Here is a 20,657-nt window from a genome sequence, read left to right as displayed (position 1 = left end):
ATGTCGGGGGGACGTCCAACGGCACCTTCACGCTTCTGGGCCACTTCACCTATGACGGCGACCCGGCGGTGGTTGGGGGCGCTTATGCCTACCGGCTCTACCAGGGCGGCGTGACCAATCCGAATGACGGCGACTGGTATCTGCGTTCGACACTGGAGCAGCCCAATCCGCCGGTACCACCCCCGTGCGATGATGGAGAGTGCCCACCTCTGCCGCCGCCGCCCCCGCACTACCAGCCAGGCGTGCCGCTCTACGAGGCCTATGCGAGCGCTCTGCTCGGCTTCATCGACATCGGCTCACTCCAGCAGCGTGTGGGCAACCGGCAGTGGACCGTCGTCGCCGAGGGCGCTGACGCGATCTCGGAAGAGACGGTGGCTCAGAGGCAGCTCGGCATCTGGGCGGAACTGCGCGGCTTCGGCGGCAGCTTCGAGCCGGAGACAAGCACGACCGGCGCCGACTACAATCTGTCGAGCTGGAAGTTCAAGGCCGGCATCGACATTCCCATCGCCGATCTCGGCGCGGGCGATCTCATCGGTGGGGTGAGCCTGCATTACGGCACCTTCTCGTCCGACGTCGCCTCCATCCATGGCGACGGCTCCATCGAAGGCTCTGGCTACGGCGCAGGCGGCACGCTCACCTGGTATGCCGACAACGGCTTCTATGTGGACGGCCAGGCGCAGGTGACCTGGTTCGACAGCGATCTTGAATCCAGCACGGCCGGGCTGGTGCTGGAGGACGGCAATGAGGGCGTGGGCTACGCGCTCAGCCTCGAAGCAGGCAAGCGGATAGCGCTGACGCCAGCCTGGGCAACCACCCCACAGGTGCAGCTCATCTACTCGGCCGTGGAGTTCGACGACTTCACCGATGCCTTCGGGGCGGATGTGTCGCTGGACAGAGCCGAGAACCTCGTCGGGCGCCTCGGCATCACGCTCGACCGCCAGGCCGAGTGGCAGGGCCCGTCGGGCAGCATCAACCGCTCGCATTTCTACGGCATCGCCAATCTCTACTATGACTTCGACGGCGGCTCGAATGTGGATGTCGCGGGAGTGGACATCGACAGCGAGGACGATGCGCTCTGGGGCGGTCTTGGCATCGGCGGCTCGCTCAACTTTGCTGACGAGAAGTACTCCCTCTATGGCGAGGCGCTAGCGAAGACGAGCCTCGCAAACTTCGGCGATAGCCACTCGATCACCGGCACTGTCGGCTTCCGCATGCAATGGTAGGTGCGCGCCACGCCTAGTGTTATCGCTCCCGCTGGCCGAAAGGCTGGCGGGGTTTTTCGGTTAATGTGTGACCTGCCTGCTCCGTGCGGCCTGCTGGAAACGAGAGTGTAGCATGTGCATTGCCGCATACGCCTCATCCCGGTCGAGTTGTTCCAACCTCATTCCTCCCAAGGAGGCGGTGCGTCCGCTCGACGTGTCGATGACAGTCCAAGTGTCGTCGGCATTCTGCCGGATATCGTATGGCAATTTTTTGGTCCCCTCTGCTCGTGATGGAGAACTCGCCCATGACGGCGAGGTTCATTCGTCACTTCGGCTAGCCATTGAGAATAGGGGTCTCTGACAAGAGTGGGACCGCGACTCACCAGCAGGTGTCGGTCGGCTGAACGAACTGTATGCGCCTTTTAACCCGCACCTGCCTAGCGAATTCTGGCAGGGTCGCACTCGAACAAATCAGCGGAGGCCCGCTAAGTGCGGTTGCCTCGAGATGCGGATGGCGGATAGGCCGTCTGAGCCTCATCCTCGATCAGTTCTTCCGCCCGCTTCCAATATTCGTCTGTTCTACCCTCTTGGCGGCCTTCGGCCTCCCAGAGTTCATACGCTCTCTGGCGAATACGCTCCGCCCGGTCGTCAGGAGTTTCGTTCTGACGGTCTCCCGATCCGTCATTCGATGCGTTCCACATGGTGAAGGCTCCTACAGGGCAGACCGCCACGCGGTCTAGCGCTCCTTCAGGAACTTTCCTGAACGCGCTTTGTTCGGCGGCGGGTTGGCGGGGCACATGGGAGATGGGACTATGCCGGCCCTCCCACTAGCCGTGCACATAGCCGACACGATGGCAGACGCGGATTCCGCTCTCGATCTTGAAGCCAAAGCTGAGGATCTTCTTGAAGCGCATCCCGAAGCCGATGCCACTCGCGAAGACGTTCGTGAAACGCTTGAAGAAGAACTTCGCAGCCTCGTGGTTTCCGCCTGACAGATGAGTCCGACGTGGGATTCGCTTTTGCCTGTGCACATGCGAATCTGGCTGATGCCACAGGCAAAGCGGCAGGGCTGCGCCCAACTTGCCGCCGATCACCGCGAGCGCGGGACCCAATCCGCAAATTCCGGCAGTTCTTTTTCCAGGAACTCTCCGATTCTGAGTATTTAGTAGGTACCTTACTTTTTTGTCTGTACTTGTGCAGTCGAAAGTACCTGCCTAGCTTCGGGCAAGGACGCCGGAGCACCTTCACCCCAGCGAGCGGATCAAATGCCGACGGCCGCCTCGGCTAGGACCTGTCGCCGACTAATCGCACGTACAGCTCGGCGTAACTTCACGATCGAAGCGAAAAAGAAAGGAAAGCAAATGTCCGACGTATCCGTCATCGGCCTTGGCGCCATGGGCTCGGCCCTGGCCAGGGCGCTCCTGAAAAGCGGCCTCAGCGTGACCGTGTGGAACCGCTCGCCGGCCAAGGCTGAGGCGCTTGTAGCCGAGGGCGCCATCGCCGCCACGAACGTCAAGGACGCCGTCGAGGCGAGCAGACTGGTGATCGCCTGCCTGCTGGTCTACGATACCGTCTATGAGGCTTTCGAGCCGGCAACGGACGCGCTTGCCGGCCGCACGTTTGTCAACCTCACCAATGGCACGCCGGCGCAGGCGCGCGAGATGGCACAATGGGCAGCCGCCCGGGGCGCCGACTACCTCGACGGCGGCATCATGGCGGTTCCGCCGATGATCGGCCAAGCCGAGGCCCTGATCCTCTACAGCGGTGCGCGCGCGGCATTCGAGGCGCACGGGAAAACGCTCGGCGCGCTGGGAGCGGCCAGATATCTCGGCGAGGACGCCGGGCTGGCGCCGTTGCACGACATTGCCCTGCTCACCGCCATGTACGGCCTGTTCTCCGGTGTCACGCATGCCTTCGCGTTGACCGGATCGGAAAAGGGGTCGGCGGAACAATTTCTTCCGATGCTGACCAACTGGCTCGGGGCCGTCATGACCTGGCTGCCTGACATGGCGCGGCGCATCGACAGCGGTGACTACCGCAGCAATGTCGTCTCGAACCTCGAGATGCAGGCGGCAGCCTTCAAAAACTTTATCGTGGCGAGCGAGGGCCAGGGTGTCAGCCCCGAACTGATCGCGCCGATGCTCCAACTCATAAGAAAAGCCGTCGCGTCGGGCTATGGCGATGCCGACCAGGCGAGCCTGGTCGAGATGATCAGAACTATGCCGCCGGCCGAGACGCAGCGGGCGGCGATCTGAGGGTGCCATCCAGCACCAGCATCATGTGGGCCGGAATCGCGGCTCTGACGCACCGGCTACGGGTTTGCTTTGAGTTACGCGTGTATGGCTGGTGCTGTGACTTGGCTACCAGCACATAATCTCTGCTAGCCATACGTCAACGGGCGCAGATTGACGTTGATCCGCCATCAGGAGGCGGTGATGGCGCCAGCAAGAGCTTAACGGCAAATTATGGGGGCGCCTACGGCAGCGCGCTGCACCTCACCTAGACATACCGTCCGATCAAACTCGAATTTTGCAGCTTCGAGGAGCGCAGGATCGAGATAACCTTCCCGCATATGACGCTGCACCTGGATGAGGACGACCGCCGCGCCCTGGCGCTTGCGTCGGACGACAAGCTCGAGGCCCACGCCGGCCGCCGGAGCGGAACGTCCCGCCCTGAGGGCGCAACGTTTGCGTGCCGAACTGGCCGACGAAGAACCTGCCGTCGGCGGTGGTACGCCGCTGGCCGCACGGGCCTAGGGAGTGCTTCTTGTGATGACGGCGCGAGAGGATGGTGGGCGCGGTAGGGATTGAGCCCACCACCCACCCGTGTGAAGGGCGAGGCGAATCGGCTTTCTATCAAGATTCCATGCTCCTGCCAGGACCGCTTGCAGCGGCGCGTATGGGATTATGCCGTGTACGCCTTTGCCGGCGTCTACCCGCGATCGCGGGTGTCGCGGGAGCGGATATCGAGAGCGAGGACGATGCGCTCTGGGGCGGTCTTGGCGTCGGCGGCTCCTTGAACTTTGCTGACGACAAGTACTCCCTCTATGGCGAGGCGCTGGCGAAGACGAGCCTCGCAAACTTCGGCGATAGCCACTCGATCACCGGCACGGTCGGCTTCCGCATGCAATGGTAGGTGCGGCCACGCCTAGTGTGCCCGCCCCGTGCCCCGCCTGCTCCGGCCGGCGGGGCTTTTTTATGCTAGATCGGAGGGAGTGGCCACAGCATCCACTGGGCCGGTGTGGCGGATTGTTCCGGGTGACCGCCATCCTTCCGTTTGTCAGTCGTTGACAGCGATGATCTTTACCGTCCGCTGTTCGCACGCCTCATTTTTGCAAATGCCGCTGAACCAGACTTCTCCGTCTCCGACCATGACGCCCTGCCAGTTGGCAAACAGGTTCGCATAAGTCTGCTTAGAGACGGCTTCCTTGACCTTGGCAGTGAAGACCCTGTCGTAATCCGCGGTAAAATGAGCCGCGTCTCTGATCGTCACGGCCTTGCCATTGATCCGCGCCTTGAATGGATAATCGACCATGGAAGCGACCGACTGTTTATCATTCTCCGCAACGGCCTTCTTCAGCTTGTCGAAGAACGCCTGATACGGCGCGTGCTCGCCAAAGAGATCATCGAGAGTTTCATTCACCTCGGCGGTCGATTGGGCCCCTGCGGTTGCAACCCCCGCCATGCCTATCAACATAGCCGCCAAAAGCGTTCGATTTAGCTTATGCATGTCACCAGCCTCCTACTGATTGTGTGTGTCTCCGTGCCGGAAGCTCCTGGCTTCCATGCGGGGATAACGAGGTTCGGCCTCGTTGATCCGCCTTGTCCTTGACCCAACATCATTCATCGGTCCGTAACGGTCTCGGCGAAACAGTTGGCCAAGTCCGCCGGCGCCCCAAGCTTCCTTGCCCATGCAACCAATTCCGGGCGTTCCGACGGGTCCGCCCAGCCGCCCCATAGGTCGCGAAAACGCTTCTGGCCGGCGACTGCCTCGAAAAACATAACACCGTCATCGCTCACAGGGGTGGACACGTAAGCGGCACTCCAATTGCCGCTCTCCATCAGCGCGCTGAACTCCACCTGGGCGGGCTTGACCTGGCCGTCCATTGCCGCGACGACGAGAGGGGCGTATGCCTCCTTGCGAGCCTTGGTTACTTCTATCTTCACCCCATGGCAGACGTCATTCGAAGCGAAGCCGACCGTAGTTCCCATCCCTGCGAGGACAACAATAATCATTAAGGGACCGCGATGGGCCAGACTGTTCAATACTGACATGAGTGGCCATCCCTATCGTTCGATCCTGCCGGGTTATCCACCCGCAAGCCTGTTTTCGTCAAAGCTATGATAGCCGTCGCGCGGTTGTATCTCAATAAGCTGGGGCGCTTCACCGTTGAATGGAAAATAAAACAATAGTAACTGGGATGGATTTTCTGAGGAATTTCCGAGCCTTTGTATAAAGTTGCTGTAAACATCTGCTCCGGGCTTACGCCTTGGCTGATTGCGTTTCCCCTGCCTCAGTGTTCCCTGCACTCATACAACGCCCCGCTGGCTCCTGGCCGGCGGGGCTTTTTGCATTCCGAGCGGCCAGACAGGGGCCCACAGCTTACCGGGAATGATCGGTGGAGGGGTGACGGTCCCATGCGCCGTCTTCAAGGCGCCGCTCCTCAATGAATTCTCCGACCGGCAGGAGATCAGGCGCGTCACTCAGTACGCGCGCCATCGCCGCATTTTCTGGATCCTTGCACCCGTAATTGAAGATCAGGCGATCAGTCCGCTTGCCCTCGGCCCAGGTCACAATGATGGATGGGTGGTCGGTAGCCATTTGGCGACAACGCGGATGGCCAGGTGTGATGTCTTCCGTTCCTCTAGGCCGGTACGGGGCGAGGACGCCCTGAAAAGCGGACCATTCTTGCCGCGTGATGGAGAACTTGCGTTGGCCCTGGACGGCCGTGAAACGCCGGCCATCGAAAGTGCCTTCGCCGCTCGCAGACACCTCAATGCGGTACACAGGGCATTCGCCGAGGCAGGGGCCGCGTTCGACGGTGATGCTTTCCGCCGGTGCGGATTCGGCTGACAAAACGAGCAGAGTGAGGGCCATTACAGCTATCTGAACCATTTTCCTCGTCTACCCGCCGCTTGTGCGTCCTGCTTCTTGCGCGCGTCCTGCACAAACCGGGAGCGCAGCATATGCAATGCTGCAGTGGCCTCGATCTGCTCGAGCCGCTCTAGCGGCACGCCCCCCAGCGAAGCGACGCTCCCCGTTCTTACGTCGAATACCTCCCAGGTGCCGTCGGCGCTCTGGCGAATATCATACTGCATTTTTCCGTCCCTTCTTCGGGAGCAGAAACCATCATGTGACGGCCATGTTCCTGGTCCGGAATTCTCGCGCGAGTTGGGAATATCCTATCATTTGATAGCTTCGACAATCACGGCTCCGAGTATCGCACGATACGTGCGATCACGAGCTCGGGAACAAGGGGTAGGGCGGAAGCCGGGCCGCAGTGGGACGGAGCCCTCACACTTGAATGCCGCTTCAGATGATGGCGTGAGAGCGCCTGAAGAGCCTGTCTGGCAGACCAAGGAACCTTGGGCGCCGCGTCCGGTTCGGCGGGTCTGGAGGTGCATGCCCAATGCCGCAGATATCCTCATCGAGACGCTGATCAACTGGAATGTCGAATTCATCTTCGGGCTGCCGGGAGACGGCATCAACGGCATCATGGAGGCGCTGCGGACCCGGCAGGATCGGATCCGGTTCGTTCAGGTGCGCCACGAGGAATCGGCTGCCTTCATGGCCTGCGCCTACGCCAAATGGACCGGCAGGCTCGGCGTGTGCCTGGCGACCTCAGGCCCGGGCGGAACACATCTTCTGACCGGGCTTTATGATGCCAAGCTCGACCAAGCGCCGGTCCTGGCGATCACGGGAATGCAGTACCACGACCTGATCGAGACGTTCACGCAGCAGGACGTGGATCTGACCCGCGCTTTCAGCGATGTCGCCATCTTCAATGCCCAGGTTTCGGACGCGGCGCATATGGAGAACGTCGCGAGCCTCGCCTGCCGTTCTGCCTTGGCCAGGCGTGGGGTGGCGCATCTGTCCATTGCGAGCGACATTCAGGAGCAGCAGCTCGATGAGGCCAAGCGTTCGAAACGGAACAGGCCCGCGCATACGCCGGATCGCTGGTTCGAAGGAAGCAGGCTGCCGGATGCAGAGCAGCTCGAACGCGCTGCCGACATTCTGAACAATGCGTCCAAAGTGGCAATCCTGGCCGGCCGCGGTGCGCTCGGTGCACGGGCGGAGCTGGAGCGCGCTGCCGAACTTCTGGCTGCGCCCGTGGCCAAGGCGCTTCTCGGCAAAGCCGTCCTTCCTGATGATCACCCCCTGACGACCGGCGGCATCGGCATCCTCGGCACTGCTCCATCGCAACAGGCCTTGCAGCAATGCGATGCGCTCCTGATTGTCGGCTCAACCTTTCCCTACATCGAGTATTATCCGGAACCGGGTAAGGCGCGCTGCATCCAGATCGACCGGGATGCCCAGAGGATCGGCTTGCGCTGCCCTGTCGACGTGGGCCTCGTGGGAGATGCGCGGGAAACGCTCAGCCTGCTCAATGAACGCCTCTCGCCGAAGCCGGACCGCAGCTTCCTCGAAGAGGCGCAAGCCGGCATGCGGCGCTGGCGCGAGATGATGGCCCAGTCGGAAGCCAAGCCGGACACGCCGCTGAAACCGCAGGTCATTGTCCGGGCGTTTGGCCGCCGCATGCCTGACAATGCGATCCTTGCGACCGATTCCGGACAGAACACGGAGCTGGCTGCGCGCCATATAGGCATGCGGCCGGGCCAGGAATTCGGCGTGTCGGGTGCACTCGCATCCATGGCCTGCGGATTGCCATATGTGATCGCCGCAGGCCTGGCCTTTCCAGGCAGGCCGATCTTCGCGGTGGTCGGTGATGGCGGTTTCGCGATGCAGCTCGGGGAATTCTCGACCGCCGTTCGGTATCAGATCCCCTTGAAGGTGCTCGTGCTCAAGAACAACATGCTCAACCAGATCGCATGGGAGCAGATGATGTTCCTGGGCAACCCGCAATTCGCCTGCGAACTGCAGCCGATCGATTTTGCGCTCGCGGCCCAGGCGATGGGCGGCATCGGCTACAGCGTCTCCCGTGCCGATGAAGTCGAAGGCGTCCTCGACGCCGCGTTCGCTGCCGTGGGCCCCGTGGTCATCGAAGCGGTGGTCGATCCATACGAGCCGATGATGCCGCCGATCATGCCGCCGGACTATGCCAGGAACTTCCGCAAGGCGCTGCCGGAAACGCCCGGACGCGAGTCAATCGAGGAGAATGTTTCACAGGAGCCGCTCAGCTCCATGATGAAGGCAGGAGGCTAGGGCCGGAGCCGCGTGTAGCCCGATGGCAGATCTCTGCGACAGGCAATCCCTTTTCGCGATAGACCTGCATCAGCCGGGGCGGGACCGTTCGGAGACGCGAGCGCTGCCCGCCACATGCGCCGTCACGCTGAAGCGGGCGGCGATTTCCTCCGCGCCAAGCTGGGTGGTGCAAGGAGAAGGGCGACAAGCTGAAGCCTGGCGAAGACCCGCTCGCCGAGGAGCGCCGAGGAAGCGGAAGCAGCAAGGGGCGGCGTCGGATGCTATCCGGCGATGACCGCCCTGGCGCAAAGCTTGTTTCCAATGGGGTCTCGCAGATAGGCGAGATAAAGCTTCCGGGCGCCCATGTCGCGAAGACCTGGAGGGCTTTCTACAGACGTTCCGCCATTCACGACGCCCGCGTCGTGCCATGCCTGGACTTGCTCTGCGTTTTGCATGGAGAAACCGACCGTACCGCCGTTGGCGAAGGTTGCAGGCTGTCCGTTGATCGGTTTCGTCACCATGAACCGCACGCCGTCGCGGGTATAGACGACGCGGCCCTTCGCATCGAACTCACCGGCATTGCCTCCTGATGCAGTGAAGATTGCATCATAGAACTTCTTCGAAATGTCGAGCTCGTCTGCGCCTACTACGATGTGACTGAACATGCGTTCCCTCCTGCAGATGGAACGGATTAGCCCGATTCCGTCAGCCGCGAAAGCTCGCAGCAGTCCTGCGCATGAGACGCACCGTTGCTGGTGCGTCTCGGATCTGGGCGGCGTCAGCTCGGCGCCCCGGTTTTCACCGGGATATGGTGAGCCGTTCGAGGCAATGTTAGCGGAGAGTGCTGCGGGTGTCGCGGCGACGACCGGTGAGGCCAGCTAGCCCAAGCAGACCGAGTAGACCGATCCAGCCAAGATCGAAGCCTTCATCCTCGTTGGCGGTGGTTTCGGGTGCGGCGGGCGTATTCGCCGTCTGTGCTGCTGCCGGAAGAGTCGTGGTGGCAACCGCGAGAAGCATTGCCAGGGATGCCATAAGTTTACGCATAAAAAGAACCTCCTTGTTTCAGGCCTAGGCCAACAATGGCGGCTGTAGGAGGTTCCTCGTCTGACGGTGCACCAGACCTAATGCCAACGGGAGGACCGACGAAAGTCTGACTCTTCCCGCGGTATTTGAGAGGAGCCCGACGGGGCAAGCTACTGCTACATGGTCGCCATGCGTCCGTCTGAGCAGGAGTAAGGGAAGCACCAAGGTCATTGAAGGCATGCTCGAGCGATGCTGGCGGTGTGGCAAAACGCTCGCCGATTGTCCCGATGGATGGTTCGCTGCTATCCTCGAATTAGGTTGACCGGGCCACGATTAACGGACGGCATGGCGCATTCGAAATTGTTCTGAGTTTGGCTGCGATTGGTGCAATCGTCTGCTACGCGTTCTTTTCTTTCCGCACCCCGGGGAAGTCGCGGGGGCACCAATTTGGCTGCCGTGGAGTGCCCGAAGTGCGGCACGCCTGCAACTCGATTTCGCAACCCGACCTCGCCTAACCAAGCCTTATGGGGCGGCGGAAATGCAGCGCGTGCGGTCAATCCTTCGATAAGTGGGGGCGGCCCGCCATTAGGGCAGTGGGGTAACGTATCAATTTCGCCGAGGGACCAGGAAGCAGAAGGAGGTTAGGACATGCCTCTTCGCCCGCCGCAGGGGTACTCAGCCGTTCAAATCTGGCTGCATTGGATCATCGCGGGTTTGATCTTTTTCCAGTTGCTCGTGAACGACGGCGTGTCTGACGCCTGGGGCGACCGAGCCGACGGAGAGCGCATCCAAGAAGGGCTGGGCTGGGCCAATCTGCACATTGGGGTAGGGGTGACGGTGCTCGCCCTGGCCGCGGTCCGCGTTTTCGTCAGGCTCACGCGAGGAGCTCCCCCGGCACATCGTGACAAGCCGGCCCCGCTAATCTGGCTCGGTCAAGCTAGCCACGTCGCTTTGTATTTCCTGATCTTGGCGATGCCAATTTCTGGGGCTGTCGCCTGGTTTGGCCGTGTCGACGATGCTGCGGATGCGCACGAGGTTCTGAAAAACCTGCTGATAGCGTTGGTAGCCCTGCACGTCATCGGCGCGCTTGGCGAGCACTTCGTATTCCGGAACGACACACTTTTGCGTATGCTTGCGCGCGTTCCAGCTGGAAGCCGCTCTCACTAGCGTTCCTGGTCCCGGTCCCACAGGTCTGAGGTCGTGGCGTAGGCAAACGACGCAGACCAGGTGATGAGCACCAGGCCGTTCAAGCCTTCCAACGCCGCCACAATCCGCATCGGTCCGGTGGCGTAGATCTCACCAAAGCCGATGGTCGTGTAACAGGCTACGGAGAAATAGAGGAATTCGCCTGCTTCACCGGTCACCTCACCTGCGAGTGTGCCAAGTTCGGGGTACTGGCTCATCCATGCATACATGAGCGCGAAGAGACCGATGTTCGCCAGATGAACGGCGATGGATGCTGCGACCAGGACCAAGAGTTCAAGGCGGCGTGGCAACGAAAACCGCCGCCGCAGGGCGCCAGCGACGTTCAGCACCTCATAGGTGAGGAGAACGGTTACGAGCGCGAGAACGGCTGAGATTGCAAAAGCGGCGAGCAATAGTGGCTCCGGGAAGGCTACGACAGGCAGTTTGCGCGAGGGCGGCAGACAGTCTGGATCTGGCGAGCCTTAAGCGCGGCCAGCAGACCGAACGTGCCGCTTTCGCTGGACGTCAGCCTCCGCCCGCGGCCTTCCTACCGCGGGAAGAGGACATGTTCCAGTGCCTCAGCAATGCCAAAGTAGCAGTGCGACCGCCGCCGTTGACGACACGACGGAAACCATAAGCAGACTGAATTCTACGAGGTGGTCTTGCATGGTCGTTCTCCTCCCGGCGGAGACCATAGCACGCTTGCGCCTCGCTGTGAGGCCAAGGGGATCGGTCTAGGTTTTGCCGGTGTGGAGAAATGGTCTATCTCGCCTGCCTCATAAGCAGGGGATCGCGGGTTCGAATCCGATAAGCTACCGGCGCCGGAGCCAATCGTCATGCACGCGGCACCACCCAGATCGGGCCCGGCATTGGCCCAGAAGCCGACCATGCCCTAAGACTGAAACCGGACCACCTCATAGGGGCAGGGCGGGCAAGATTTGTACGGCATGAAGCCTCTGTTCCCTGCACGCTCTAGAGCGAAGTTGCAGGTTTCAGAATAGCTTGTCTTAGGAGTTATCGATTCCATCGAAATAAATGGTGGGCGCGGTAGGGATTGAACCTACGACCCCACCCGTGTGAAGGGTGTGCTCTCCCGCTGAGCTACGCGCCCGCCCGGCGGTAAATCGCCAAGCGCGCGGCGATATAAGGGAGGGCTTGCGGCGAAGTCAAGCCGCAGGGCGGCCGGCGGCGGCCTTCAGGAGGTTTTCCGCCAATCCCAGCGTCAGCTCGTCGAAATGCGAGATGACGACGCTCGGCTCGAACTCGCGCACCGGCCGGTCCGTATAGCCGAAATCCACTGCCACCACCGGAATGCCGGCGGCCTTGGCGGTGTCGATATCCGTGCGCGAATCGCCGATCATTATGGCGCGCTCGCGGTCGCCGCCCGCCAGCGCGATCGTATCCAGAAGATGCCGCGGGTCCGGCTTGCGGTGGCCGAAGGTGTCGGCGCCGCTGATCGCCTCGAACCGGTCGGCAATGTCCAGCGCCCGGAGCAGGGCGCGCGACAGGCCCTCGAGCTTATTGGTGCAGACGGCGGCCGCATAGCCCGCATCGCGGAACCGCGACAGCGCTTCGATCGCCCCGGGAAAGGGTTTCGACAGGCCGGGCATACCGGCCTTGTAATGTTCGATGAACAGCCTTTGCAGCGCGTCCAGTTCGCCGTCGGCGACGGGCCGTCCATGCGCCGCGAAGGCGCGCTCGATCATCACCCGGCTCCCCGACCCGACGTAACGGCGGATCTCACCCGGCGCCACCTCCGGCACATCCACTGTGCGCAGGCAGTGATTGAGGCTGGCGAGCAGGTCCGGCGCGGTATCGACGAGCGTCCCGTCGAGATCGAGCACGAGAATAGGCGATGCCATGGCTGATTCCCCATTTGCCAACCATGCCGATAGCGCGTCTCGGACGGGGGCGCAAAGGCATTTGCGGCGGGCGGTGAAACCGGCTAGAGGCTGCTTTGCTGCGGGGGCAAGATGGAACCGGACGCCAGGACCTTGAAGATCGAAGCCGCGCGGGCGGCTCTGGAACATGTCGAAAGCGGCATGAAGCTCGGCCTCGGCACGGGCTCGACCGCCGAGGAATTCGTGCGCCTGCTCGCCGCCAGAATCGAGGAGGGCCTGCGAATCGTCGGCGTTCCGACCTCCGAGCGCACGGCCAAACTGTGCCGGGACCTGTCTGTCCCGCTGACGAACCTCGACGACACGCCGGAGCTGGACCTGGCGGTCGACGGCGCGGACGAGGTTGGTCCCGCGCTCACCCTGATCAAGGGCGGCGGAGGCGCGCTCCTGCGCGAGAAGATCGTGGCCGCGGCTTCTCGCCGTATGGTCGTCATCGCCGACGAGAGCAAGGTGGTTGACACGCTTGGCCGCTTCCCGCTCCCCATCGAGGTGAACCCGTTCGGCCTCGGCGCCACTGTGGTCGCCATCAGGGCGGCGGCGGGACGCCTCGGTCTTTCCGGCGAGATCAGCACCCGCATGGCGGGGGAAAAACCCTTCGTCACGGACGGCGGACATTTCATTGTCGATGCATCTTTTGGCCGCATTCCGGAGCCAGAAGCCCTCGCGCAGGCGCTGAATTCCATACCGGGCGTCGTGGAGCACGGAATTTTCATCGGCCTCGCCAGCCTGGCGATCCTTGCAGGCAAGGACGGCATCAGGACGCTTGATGCGGCGGGCCGGGTGGGACCATAGAGAACGGAGCAACAGAGATGACATTGGCCAAACGCGCTCGCACGCTCGCCTTTTCCGCTGCGGTGGCACTGACCGCGCTGTCGCTGCATGCGGGGGCGCAGGAGGTTTCCGAGGAGCATCTGAAGGCCGCCCGCTCGGCGATCGACGCGATCAATGCCACCGACCCCTTCGACGGCTTTCTGCCCGAGGCCGCGGCGGCGCTGAAGGCCCAGCTCATCCAGCAGAGCCCGAACATGGTCGAGCTCATCAACGACACCGTCGACCAGAAGGCGCTGGAGCTTGCGAGCCGCCGCGCCGACCTCGAGAACGAGGCTGCCGCGGCCTATGCGCGGATCTTCAGCCAGGAGGACCTGCAGAACATCGCCACCTTCTACAATTCTCCGACCGGCAAGAAGCTCCTGCAGGACGGCCCGATCGTCACGCGCGAGGTCATGCAGGCCGCCGAGATCTGGCGCCGCGGTGTCGTCCGCGACCTTTCCAATTCCGTGGTGGAAACCCTGCAGGCAGCCGCTGGGATTCAGGCGCCTTCCGCCGCCGAGCCCGGGACGGCGGAAGGCGGGGCCGCGGAGAGTGCTCCGGCGGGCAACTGATTTCGCTGGCCATCTTGAATAGAAATTGAAGGCCCGGCCGAATGTGCCGGGCTTTTCTTTTGCGCGCGAAGGTCATAGCTGCAGGGGACCAAAATCGAAGCGGCGGGTGGGCCATGGCGAAGTTCGACCTTGATCTATTTGTCATCGGCGGCGGCTCGGGTGGGGTCAGGGCAGGGCGCCTTGCCGCCTCCCTCGGCAAGCGCGTAGCCATCGCCGAGGAATACCGCTTCGGGGGAACCTGCGTGATCCGCGGCTGCGTACCGAAGAAGCTCTTCGTCTACGCCTCGCAATTCCCCGAGCATTTCGAGGATGCGGCGGGCTATGGCTGGACCGTCGGCCAGACCCGTTTTGACTGGCCGACGCTCATCGCCAACAAGGACCGCGAGATCGCCCGCCTCGAAGGGCTCTACCGCAAGGGGCTCGAAAACGCCGGCGCGCGCATCATCGAGGGCAGGGCGGTCCTGCTCGACCGGCACACGGTTCGCGTGGGCGACGAGACGCTGACGGCGGAAAACATCCTCATCGCCACCGGCGGGCGGCCCAATCCGCACGAGGCCCTCCCCGGCCACGAGCACTGCATCTTCTCCAACGAAGCCTTTGACCTGAAGGAGCTGCCCCGCTCCATCGCCATCGGCGGCGGCGGCTATATCGCCGTCGAGTTCGCCAACATCTTTCATGGGCTGAGGATTGAGACCACGCTCGTCTATCGCGGCAAGGAAATCCTCTCCCGTTTCGACGGCGATCTGCGGCGCGGCCTGCACGAAGCCATGGAGGCGAAGGGTATTCGCATCCTCTGCCACGAAGTGTTCGAGAAGGTGGAAAAGCGGCCGGACGGCCGGCTCGACGCGCACCTCCTGTCCGGCGGGGTCGAGACCTTCGACCAGATCATGCTCGCCATCGGCCGCAACCCCAACACCCAGGATCTGGGGCTGGAAGCGGCGGGCGTGGAGACCGGCATCAGAGGCGAGATCCTGGTCGACGACTATTCGCGCACGAATGTCGAGAATATCTGGGCGATTGGCGACGTCACCGACCGGGTCCAGCTGACCCCCGTCGCCATCCACGAGGCCATGTGCTTCATCGAGACCGTCTTCAAGGGCAACCCGACCAGGGTGGACCACCAGGACATCGCCACCGCCGTCTTTTCGCAGCCGGAGATCGGCACGGTCGGGCTTTCCGAGGAGGAGGCCGCGAGGCGCTTCGGCGAGCTGGAAATCTTCCGCGCCAGCTTCCGCCCGATGCGGCACACCCTCGCCGGACGGCAGGACAAGATGATGATGAAGCTGGTGGTGGATGCCGCCTCGCGCCGCGTCCTCGGCGCCCATGTCCTCGGGCCGGACGCGGGCGAGATGGCGCAGCTCCTGGGCATCGCGGTGAAAGCCCGCCTCACCAAGGACGATTTCGACCGCACCATGGCCATCCATCCGACGGCGGCGGAGGAACTCGTCACCATGTACCAGCCCACCTACCGCGTGCGGAACGGCGAGCGGGTTTAGCTTTTTCGCAGCGCTTTGCATCGCCTCCGCGCCAATTGCGGGGTAGTATCCGCGCAAGGCTTCCGGTAAATAGCCGCTGGCCGGCCGGGGTATTCCGCCGGATGTGAAGTCTATTGGGTGCTGAAATGACAAGATGGTCGCCGAATTCGTGGAGAGACAAGCCGATCCTGCAGGTTCCGGCCTATCCGGACCGGGCCGCCCTGGCCGAGGTCGAGGCTCGCATGGCGACCTATCCTCCGCTCGTCTTTGCCGGCGAGGCGCGCAAGCTCAAGAAGCAGCTCGCCGCGGTGGCCGAGGGCGAAGCCTTCCTCCTCCAGGGAGGCGATTGCGCCGAAAGCTTCTCCGAGCACGGCGCCGACAACATCCGCGACTTCTTCCGCGTCTTCCTGCAGATGGCGGTGGTGCTGACCTTCGCCGGCGCCCAGCCGGTGGTGAAGGTGGGCCGCATCGCCGGCCAGTTCGCCAAGCCGCGCTCTGCCGATACCGAGACGAAGGACGGCGTGACGCTGCCCGCCTATCGCGGCGACATCATCAACGGCATCGATTTTTCCGAAGCCTCGCGCATGCCCGACCCGGCGCGCCAGGAAATGGCCTACCGCCAGTCGGCGGCGACGCTCAACCTCCTGCGCGCCTTCGCCCAGGGCGGCTACGCAAATCTCGAGAACGTGCACAAGTGGATGGTGGGCTTCATCGCCGACAGCCCGCAGGGCGAGCGCTACCAGGCGCTGGCCGACCGCATCACCGAGACGATGGATTTCATGCGCGCTATCGGCATCAGCGCGGAAAGCCACCCCTCGCTGCGCGAGACCGATTTCTACACCAGCCACGAGGCGCTGCTGCTCGGCTATGAGGAGGCGCTGACGCGCATCGATTCCACCTCCGGCGACTGGTACGCCACCTCCGGCCACCTGATCTGGATCGGCGACCGCACGCGCCAGCCCGACCACGCCCACGTGGAATATTGCCGCGGCATCAAGAACCCGCTCGGGCTGAAATGCGGCCCCTCGCTCGATCCCGACACGCTCCTGCGGCTGATCGATGTGCTCAACCCGCAGAACGAGGCGGGGCGGCTCACCCTCATAGCCCGCTTCGGCGCCGACAAGGCGGCGGATCACCTGCCGAAGCTCCTGCGCGCCGTGCAGAAGGAGGGGCGCAAGGTCGTGTGGTCCTGCGATCCGATGCACGGCAACACGATCTCGCTCAACGGCTACAAGACGCGGCCCTTCGACCGCATCCTGACGGAGGTCGAGACCTTCTTCGAGGTGCATCGCGCCGAGGGCACGCATCCGGGCGGCATCCATGTGGAGATGACCGGCAAGAACGTCACCGAATGCACGGGCGGCGCCCGCGCCATCTCGGCCGAGGACCTTTCGGACCGCTACCACACCCATTGCGATCCGCGCCTCAACGCCGACCAGGCGCTGGAGCTTGCCTTCCTCGTGGCCGAGCTCCTCAAGAAGGACGCAGCGGCGCATCCGCAGCGGAAAGTCGCCGCAGGCTGACGACTGCCGCCAATTGCCGAGCACGGAGAGGGTGCACAAGCCTCTCCGCCTCGTCATTGTGCGGCGTCATGCGAGGATCCATGCCTGGACCTTCAAACAGGCAGGACGGCCAAGGCCGATTCCGCTGGTGTCAGGCCGGCGGAGCGCGCCTATATTGATCAGAGCGTTCAACATTTTTGCGGTGCCGCCGGCCTTTTCACCATGGCATGATGGCCGGGATTTTTGCTGGAGAGGCCGATGAGCGAAATCAGACAGGGCAGGTGCCTCTGTGGTGCAGTGCGTTTCCGCACGACGGGAAAATTGCGCGGTATCCTCTACTGCCATTGCTCGCAGTGCCGCCGGCAGACCGGGCATTACTATGCGGCAACCGAGATCGACGATCAGCGGATCGAGATTGAGGATGCCGGAACACTCACCTGGTACGCCGCGTCGGACATGGCCAAGCGCGGCTTCTGCCGGGTGTGCGGATCGGCCCTCTTCTGGAAGCAGAACGGCGCGAAGGAGATCTCCATCATGGCGGGCAGCTTCGACCTGCCCACCGGGCTGACCGAAGAGGCGCACATCTTCGTCGCCGACAAGGGCGACTATTACGAGATCGATGACGGCCTTCCGCAGCATGTGGCTTCCTCATCGTCGCCGCTCGTGAAAGCCGCCGGCAAGAGAGACTGATGACCGAACTGCCCCACGACCTCCTGCTCGAGAAGCGCGGAAAGCTCCCCGACGATCTGCGCTTCCTGGTGGAAAAATATCCGCGGGAGGTGTGGCAGGGCCACGCCAATCTCGGCCAGATGGCGCAGTTCTGGCTGCAGCGGCACGACATGTTCCGCGAGCTCGGCGGAATGCTGCAAAAGAGCGTGGGCGACTACCGCGAGGGGCTCCTGCCGCCGGCCGACTTCGCGCAATGGTTCGCGCCGCGGCTGCGCTTCTTCCTGCAGCAGTTGCACGGCCACCACCAGGTCGAGGACCTCCACTATTTTCCCGTCTTCGCCGAGGCCGAGCGGCGGCTCCAGCGCGGCTTCGACATCTTGGACAGCGACCACCACGTGATCCACGACGCGCTGGAGCGCAATGCCGCCACCGCGCGCGAATTCCTGGTCGCCCTGCAGCAGGACGCCGACAGGAAGCGTTTCGCCGCCGACGCCTATGCGGATGAGAATGAAAGGCTGATCCACATGCTCACCGGTCATCTTTATGATGAGGAGGACCTGATCATCCCGCTCATCCTTGACCGGGGCGAGGAGAAGCTGGGCGTTGGCGGCTGAGCCCATTCTTGCCAGCCTCCGGGGGGCGAGCTAGATGAGCCTCATGACCAACGCCGCTCCCGATACTCTCCGCATCGCCGTCGCGCAGTTGAACCCTACCGTTGGCGATGTTCCCGGCAACCTTGCCAAGGCCCGCGAGGCGCGTGCCGACGCCGCCCGTCAGGGGGCGGATCTTCTGCTCCTGACCGAGCTCTTCATCGCCGGCTACCCGCCCGAGGACCTGGTCCTCAAGCCCGCCTTCCTGGCCGCCTGCGAGCGGGCGGTGCGGGATCTGGCGGAGGATACGGCCGACGGCGGGCCCGGCGTCATCATCGGCACGCCGCTGAAGCGCGAGAGCGGCGTCCACAATTCGGTGATGGTGCTGGACGGCGGCAAGGTCGTCGCCGAGCGTCACAAGGTCGACCTGCCGAATTACGGGGAGTTCGACGAGAAGCGCGTCTTCCAGGCGGGGCCCAGCATGCCCGGCCCGGTGAATTTCCGCGGCGTCAGGCTCGGCATTCCCGTCTGCGAGGACATTTGGGGCGAACTCGACGTCTGCGAGACGCTTGCCGAATCCGGCGCCGAGATACTGCTGGTCCCCAACGGCTCGCCCTACTATCGCGGCAAGGTCGAGGTGCGCCAGCAGATCGTGCTCGTGCAGGTGATCGAAACCGGCCTGCCGATCATTTATGCCAATATGCTGGGCGGGCAGGACGAGCTCGTCTTCGACGGCGCCTCCTTCGCCATCCAGTCGGACAAGTCGCTCGCCTTCCAGATGAGCCAGTTCGAGGAGGCGGTCGCCGTCACAACCTGGCGCAAGGACGAGGGCGTTGCAGGCGCGGAAGCCGGAGGCTGGGTCTGCACCGGCGGCCCGATGGCGATCATCCCGGAAAAGGAGGAGGCCGACTACCGCGCCTGCATGCTGGGCCTGCGCGATTACGTGAACAAGAACGGTTTCAGGAATGTCGTGCTGGGCATGTCGGGCGGCGTCGATTCGGCGCTCTGCGCCGCGCTTGCCGTCGACGCGCTCGGCGAGGAGCGGGTGAGGGCGGTGATGATGCCCTATCGCTACACCTCCAAGGAATCGCTGCGCGACGCGGAGGCCTGCGCCCGAGCGCTCGGCTGCCGCTACGATATCGTGCCGATCCATGAGCCCGTGGAAGGTTTCAGGAACGCGCTCGGCCAGCTCTTCGAAGGCACGGAGGAGGGCATCACCGAGGAGAACCTGCAGAGCCGCGCGCGCGGCACCCTCCTGATGGCCATCTCCAACAAGTTCGGCTCCATGGTGGTCACCACCGGCAACAAGTCGGAAATGTCGGTCGGCTATGCGACGCTTTATGGCGACATGAATGGCGGCTTCAATCCCATAAAGGACCTCTACAAGATGCAGGTCTACGCGCTCTGCCGTTGGCGCAACGAGCACGTGCCGCCGACGGCGCTCGGGCCTTCGGGCGAGGTGATCCCTTCGAGCATCATCGACAAGGCCCCCTCGGCGGAGCTGCGCGAGAACCAGACCGACCAGGATTCGCTGCCGCCCTATCCGGTGCTCGATGACATCCTCGAATGCCTCGTGGAGAACGAGATGGGCGTGGACGAGATCGTCGCGCGCGGACACGACCGGGCGCTGGTCCACCGGGTGGAGCATCTTCTCTACGTGGCCGAATACAAGCGCCGGCAGGCCGCCCCTGGCGTGAAGATCACCAGGAAGAACTTTGGGCGCGACCGGCGCTATCCCATCACCAACAAGTTCCGCGACCGGTAGGACGGAACCCCTCTCTTGCGATTTCCAAACACTTGCTCGGGGACAAGCCCGCTTGCAGGTGCCGGAAACGCTTTCCGGCCGGGTCCCCGCTGCTTCGCAGCATCGCGGCGTTGCTGGCCTTTCATCGTGCCACTGGCACGATGAATTCGCCTTCGGCGAACCGGCCGCTCACCCCCCGCAGGGGGAGAGATGGGCGCCCTGCACCAGCGCTTCGGTCGCTCACCAGCCTCGATGATTAGCAGCAAAGCCGATGCCGGCGATATCTCTCCCCTTGCGGGAGAGAAAGCGTTTTCCTGCACTTGCGAGTGGGCTTGTCCCCGAGCAAGTGCTTGGAAAAACGCAAGTGAGGGGTTCTTTCGAACCGATCCCCCTCCGCCCGCCCCGAAGGTGGGGATGAAATTGGCCTCGCGGCTCCAGTGCGCAAAAATAATCTGCAGCAAAAACAAGCTCCTGCACGATTTCTGCTTTTTTTCGCCTGAGATTTTATCCCCACCCCCGGCAGCCCTCTTACAATCCGTCCCATCGCTCTTGCGGGAACCGGATGCGCACCGGGTGTTCGGGAGAGCGGCGGCAACCTCCCCCTCCAGGGATCGGTACCTGGAGG

At 63.2% G+C, this 20,657-nt stretch carries 22 protein-coding genes and 2 tRNA genes; 13 read left to right on the top strand and 11 right to left on the bottom strand.

The window, feature by feature from the left end; genetic code table 11:
* Positions 1-1,223 (top strand): autotransporter outer membrane beta-barrel domain-containing protein (locus RIN79_RS20845; protein WP_309086627.1); only part of this gene is annotated, 1,223 nt, incomplete at its 5' end.
* Between the two features lie 464 nt (positions 1,224-1,687).
* Here RIN79_RS20845 and RIN79_RS20840 read toward each other — a convergent pair.
* Positions 1,688-1,903 (bottom strand): DUF2934 domain-containing protein, encoded by a 216-nt coding sequence (locus tag RIN79_RS20840; protein WP_309086626.1) that lies wholly within the window; start codon positions 1,901-1,903, stop codon positions 1,688-1,690.
* A gap of 126 nt (positions 1,904-2,029) precedes the next feature.
* Positions 2,030-2,314 (bottom strand): hypothetical protein, encoded by a 285-nt coding sequence (locus RIN79_RS20835; RefSeq protein WP_309086625.1) that lies wholly within the window; start codon positions 2,312-2,314, stop codon positions 2,030-2,032.
* Positions 2,315-2,467: 153 nt separating this feature from the next.
* On the opposite strand from RIN79_RS20835, the gene RIN79_RS20830 reads away from it, so the two are divergent.
* Both RIN79_RS20830 and RIN79_RS20825 read left to right on the top strand, forming a co-directional pair.
* Positions 2,468-3,457 (top strand): NAD(P)-binding domain-containing protein, encoded by a 990-nt coding sequence (locus RIN79_RS20830; protein WP_309086624.1) that lies wholly within the window; start codon positions 2,468-2,470, stop codon positions 3,455-3,457.
* A 643-nt stretch (positions 3,458-4,100) separates the two neighbouring features.
* Positions 4,101-4,337, top strand: a complete 237-nt coding sequence (locus tag RIN79_RS20825) for a hypothetical protein (RefSeq protein ID WP_309086623.1) — start codon at positions 4,101-4,103, stop codon at positions 4,335-4,337.
* Between the two features lie 144 nt (positions 4,338-4,481).
* On the opposite strand, the gene RIN79_RS20820 is transcribed toward RIN79_RS20825, so the two are convergent.
* The 4 genes from RIN79_RS20820 to RIN79_RS20805 all read right to left on the bottom strand — a co-directional run bounded on the left by RIN79_RS20820 (position 4,482) and on the right by RIN79_RS20805 (position 6,520).
* Positions 4,482-4,931 (bottom strand): hypothetical protein, encoded by a 450-nt coding sequence (locus RIN79_RS20820; RefSeq protein ID WP_309086622.1) that lies wholly within the window; start codon positions 4,929-4,931, stop codon positions 4,482-4,484.
* A 113-nt stretch (positions 4,932-5,044) separates the two neighbouring features.
* Positions 5,045-5,476, bottom strand: coding sequence for a hypothetical protein (locus RIN79_RS20815; protein WP_309086621.1), 432 nt, complete (start codon positions 5,474-5,476; stop codon positions 5,045-5,047).
* Positions 5,477-5,804: 328 nt separating this feature from the next.
* Positions 5,805-6,299, bottom strand: a complete 495-nt coding sequence (locus tag RIN79_RS20810) for a DUF6438 domain-containing protein (RefSeq protein ID WP_309086620.1) — start codon at positions 6,297-6,299, stop codon at positions 5,805-5,807.
* 5 nt (positions 6,300-6,304) lie between these two features.
* The gene (locus RIN79_RS20805; RefSeq protein WP_309086619.1) at positions 6,305-6,520 is read right to left on the bottom strand and encodes a hypothetical protein; all 216 of its coding nucleotides are present in this window, start codon (positions 6,518-6,520) and stop codon (positions 6,305-6,307) included.
* Between the two features lie 304 nt (positions 6,521-6,824).
* Between RIN79_RS20805 and RIN79_RS20800 the strand changes: the two genes are divergently transcribed.
* The gene (locus RIN79_RS20800) at positions 6,825-8,585 is read left to right on the top strand and encodes a thiamine pyrophosphate-dependent enzyme (protein ID WP_309086618.1); all 1,761 of its coding nucleotides are present in this window, start codon (positions 6,825-6,827) and stop codon (positions 8,583-8,585) included.
* Positions 8,586-8,845: 260 nt separating this feature from the next.
* Here RIN79_RS20800 and RIN79_RS20795 read toward each other — a convergent pair whose 3' ends face one another.
* Both RIN79_RS20795 and RIN79_RS20790 read right to left on the bottom strand, forming a co-directional pair.
* A complete protein-coding gene (locus RIN79_RS20795; RefSeq protein WP_309086617.1) occupies positions 8,846-9,229 on the bottom strand; it encodes a VOC family protein in 384 nt (127 codons plus the stop codon).
* Between the two features lie 166 nt (positions 9,230-9,395).
* Positions 9,396-9,608: a WGxxGxxG family protein gene (locus RIN79_RS20790; RefSeq protein WP_309086616.1), complete on the bottom strand. Its 213-nt coding sequence runs from the start codon at positions 9,606-9,608 to the stop codon at positions 9,396-9,398.
* A gap of 627 nt (positions 9,609-10,235) precedes the next feature.
* Between RIN79_RS20790 and RIN79_RS20785 the strand changes: the two genes are divergently transcribed.
* On the top strand, positions 10,236-10,754 hold the full coding sequence (locus RIN79_RS20785) for a cytochrome b/b6 domain-containing protein (protein WP_309086615.1): 519 nt from the start codon (positions 10,236-10,238) through the stop codon (positions 10,752-10,754).
* Here the strand turns inward: RIN79_RS20785 and RIN79_RS20780 are convergent.
* Positions 10,751-11,185, bottom strand: a complete 435-nt coding sequence (locus RIN79_RS20780) for an ion channel (protein ID WP_309086614.1) — start codon at positions 11,183-11,185, stop codon at positions 10,751-10,753. The genes RIN79_RS20785 and RIN79_RS20780 overlap by 4 nt on opposite strands.
* Positions 11,186-11,515: 330 nt before the next feature.
* Between RIN79_RS20780 and RIN79_RS20775 the strand changes: the two genes are divergently transcribed.
* Positions 11,516-11,593 (top strand) — tRNA-Met (locus RIN79_RS20775).
* Between the two features lie 215 nt (positions 11,594-11,808).
* Here the strand turns inward: RIN79_RS20775 and RIN79_RS20770 are convergent.
* Both RIN79_RS20770 and RIN79_RS20765 read right to left on the bottom strand, forming a co-directional pair.
* A tRNA-Val gene (locus RIN79_RS20770) sits at positions 11,809-11,883 on the bottom strand.
* A 55-nt stretch (positions 11,884-11,938) separates the two neighbouring features.
* Positions 11,939-12,634: an HAD family hydrolase gene (locus RIN79_RS20765; RefSeq protein WP_309086613.1), complete on the bottom strand. Its 696-nt coding sequence runs from the start codon at positions 12,632-12,634 to the stop codon at positions 11,939-11,941.
* Positions 12,635-12,745: 111 nt separating this feature from the next.
* Here RIN79_RS20765 and rpiA point away from each other — a divergent pair, with 111 nt between their 5' ends.
* The 7 genes from rpiA (at position 12,746) to RIN79_RS20730 (ending at position 20,053) form a co-directional block, all read left to right on the top strand.
* Positions 12,746-13,462 carry a ribose-5-phosphate isomerase RpiA gene (rpiA, locus tag RIN79_RS20760; RefSeq protein WP_309086612.1) on the top strand — a complete coding sequence of 239 codons (717 nt, stop codon included), beginning with the start codon at positions 12,746-12,748 and terminating at the stop codon, positions 13,460-13,462.
* A 17-nt stretch (positions 13,463-13,479) separates the two neighbouring features.
* Positions 13,480-14,052: a DUF2059 domain-containing protein gene (locus RIN79_RS20755; RefSeq protein WP_309086611.1), complete on the top strand. Its 573-nt coding sequence runs from the start codon at positions 13,480-13,482 to the stop codon at positions 14,050-14,052.
* A gap of 113 nt (positions 14,053-14,165) precedes the next feature.
* The gene (gor, locus tag RIN79_RS20750) at positions 14,166-15,548 is read left to right on the top strand and encodes a glutathione-disulfide reductase (protein ID WP_309086610.1); all 1,383 of its coding nucleotides are present in this window, start codon (positions 14,166-14,168) and stop codon (positions 15,546-15,548) included.
* A gap of 125 nt (positions 15,549-15,673) precedes the next feature.
* Positions 15,674-17,050 (top strand): class II 3-deoxy-7-phosphoheptulonate synthase, encoded by a 1,377-nt coding sequence (locus RIN79_RS20745; RefSeq protein WP_309086609.1) that lies wholly within the window; start codon positions 15,674-15,676, stop codon positions 17,048-17,050.
* 237 nt (positions 17,051-17,287) lie between these two features.
* Positions 17,288-17,719 (top strand): GFA family protein, encoded by a 432-nt coding sequence (locus tag RIN79_RS20740; protein ID WP_309086608.1) that lies wholly within the window; start codon positions 17,288-17,290, stop codon positions 17,717-17,719.
* On the top strand, positions 17,719-18,312 hold the full coding sequence (locus RIN79_RS20735) for a hemerythrin domain-containing protein (protein ID WP_309086607.1): 594 nt from the start codon (positions 17,719-17,721) through the stop codon (positions 18,310-18,312). Before RIN79_RS20740 ends, RIN79_RS20735 begins: the two co-directional genes overlap by 1 nt.
* Before the next feature lie 43 nt (positions 18,313-18,355).
* Positions 18,356-20,053: an NAD+ synthase gene (locus RIN79_RS20730; protein WP_309086628.1), complete on the top strand. Its 1,698-nt coding sequence runs from the start codon at positions 18,356-18,358 to the stop codon at positions 20,051-20,053.
* The last annotated feature ends 604 nt before the right edge of the window (positions 20,054-20,657 follow it).

The organism is Chelativorans sp. (assembly GCF_031180965.1).
Taxonomy (GTDB): Bacteria; Pseudomonadota; Alphaproteobacteria; order Rhizobiales; family Rhizobiaceae; genus Chelativorans.
Note: the sequence above shows the minus strand (reverse complement) of the source record. Positions and strands in the feature narration are given on the sequence as shown.

What these genes read in the sequence shown, in the direction of transcription:
- RIN79_RS20840 (WP_309086626.1), bottom strand. Translation starts at nt 1,903, where the DNA reads ATGTGGAACGCATCGAATGACGGATCGGGAGACCGTCAGAACGAAACT.
- RIN79_RS20830 (WP_309086624.1), top strand. Translation starts at nt 2,468, where the DNA reads ATGCCGACGGCCGCCTCGGCTAGGACCTGTCGCCGACTAATCGCACGT.
- RIN79_RS20825 (WP_309086623.1), top strand. Translation starts at nt 4,101, where the DNA reads ATGGGATTATGCCGTGTACGCCTTTGCCGGCGTCTACCCGCGATCGCG.
- RIN79_RS20820 (WP_309086622.1), bottom strand. Translation starts at nt 4,931, where the DNA reads ATGCATAAGCTAAATCGAACGCTTTTGGCGGCTATGTTGATAGGCATG.
- RIN79_RS20815 (WP_309086621.1), bottom strand. Translation starts at nt 5,476, where the DNA reads ATGTCAGTATTGAACAGTCTGGCCCATCGCGGTCCCTTAATGATTATT.
- RIN79_RS20810 (WP_309086620.1), bottom strand. Translation starts at nt 6,299, where the DNA reads ATGGCCCTCACTCTGCTCGTTTTGTCAGCCGAATCCGCACCGGCGGAA.
- RIN79_RS20805 (WP_309086619.1), bottom strand. Translation starts at nt 6,520, where the DNA reads ATGCAGTATGATATTCGCCAGAGCGCCGACGGCACCTGGGAGGTATTC.
- RIN79_RS20800 (WP_309086618.1), top strand. Translation starts at nt 6,825, where the DNA reads ATGCCCAATGCCGCAGATATCCTCATCGAGACGCTGATCAACTGGAAT.
- RIN79_RS20795 (WP_309086617.1), bottom strand. Translation starts at nt 9,229, where the DNA reads ATGTTCAGTCACATCGTAGTAGGCGCAGACGAGCTCGACATTTCGAAG.
- RIN79_RS20790 (WP_309086616.1), bottom strand. Translation starts at nt 9,608, where the DNA reads ATGCGTAAACTTATGGCATCCCTGGCAATGCTTCTCGCGGTTGCCACC.
- RIN79_RS20785 (WP_309086615.1), top strand. Translation starts at nt 10,236, where the DNA reads ATGCCTCTTCGCCCGCCGCAGGGGTACTCAGCCGTTCAAATCTGGCTG.
- RIN79_RS20765 (WP_309086613.1), bottom strand. Translation starts at nt 12,634, where the DNA reads ATGGCATCGCCTATTCTCGTGCTCGATCTCGACGGGACGCTCGTCGAT.
- rpiA (WP_309086612.1), top strand. Translation starts at nt 12,746, where the DNA reads ATGGAACCGGACGCCAGGACCTTGAAGATCGAAGCCGCGCGGGCGGCT.
- RIN79_RS20755 (WP_309086611.1), top strand. Translation starts at nt 13,480, where the DNA reads ATGACATTGGCCAAACGCGCTCGCACGCTCGCCTTTTCCGCTGCGGTG.
- gor (WP_309086610.1), top strand. Translation starts at nt 14,166, where the DNA reads ATGGCGAAGTTCGACCTTGATCTATTTGTCATCGGCGGCGGCTCGGGT.
- RIN79_RS20745 (WP_309086609.1), top strand. Translation starts at nt 15,674, where the DNA reads ATGACAAGATGGTCGCCGAATTCGTGGAGAGACAAGCCGATCCTGCAG.
- RIN79_RS20740 (WP_309086608.1), top strand. Translation starts at nt 17,288, where the DNA reads ATGAGCGAAATCAGACAGGGCAGGTGCCTCTGTGGTGCAGTGCGTTTC.
- RIN79_RS20735 (WP_309086607.1), top strand. Translation starts at nt 17,719, where the DNA reads ATGACCGAACTGCCCCACGACCTCCTGCTCGAGAAGCGCGGAAAGCTC.
- RIN79_RS20730 (WP_309086628.1), top strand. Translation starts at nt 18,356, where the DNA reads ATGACCAACGCCGCTCCCGATACTCTCCGCATCGCCGTCGCGCAGTTG.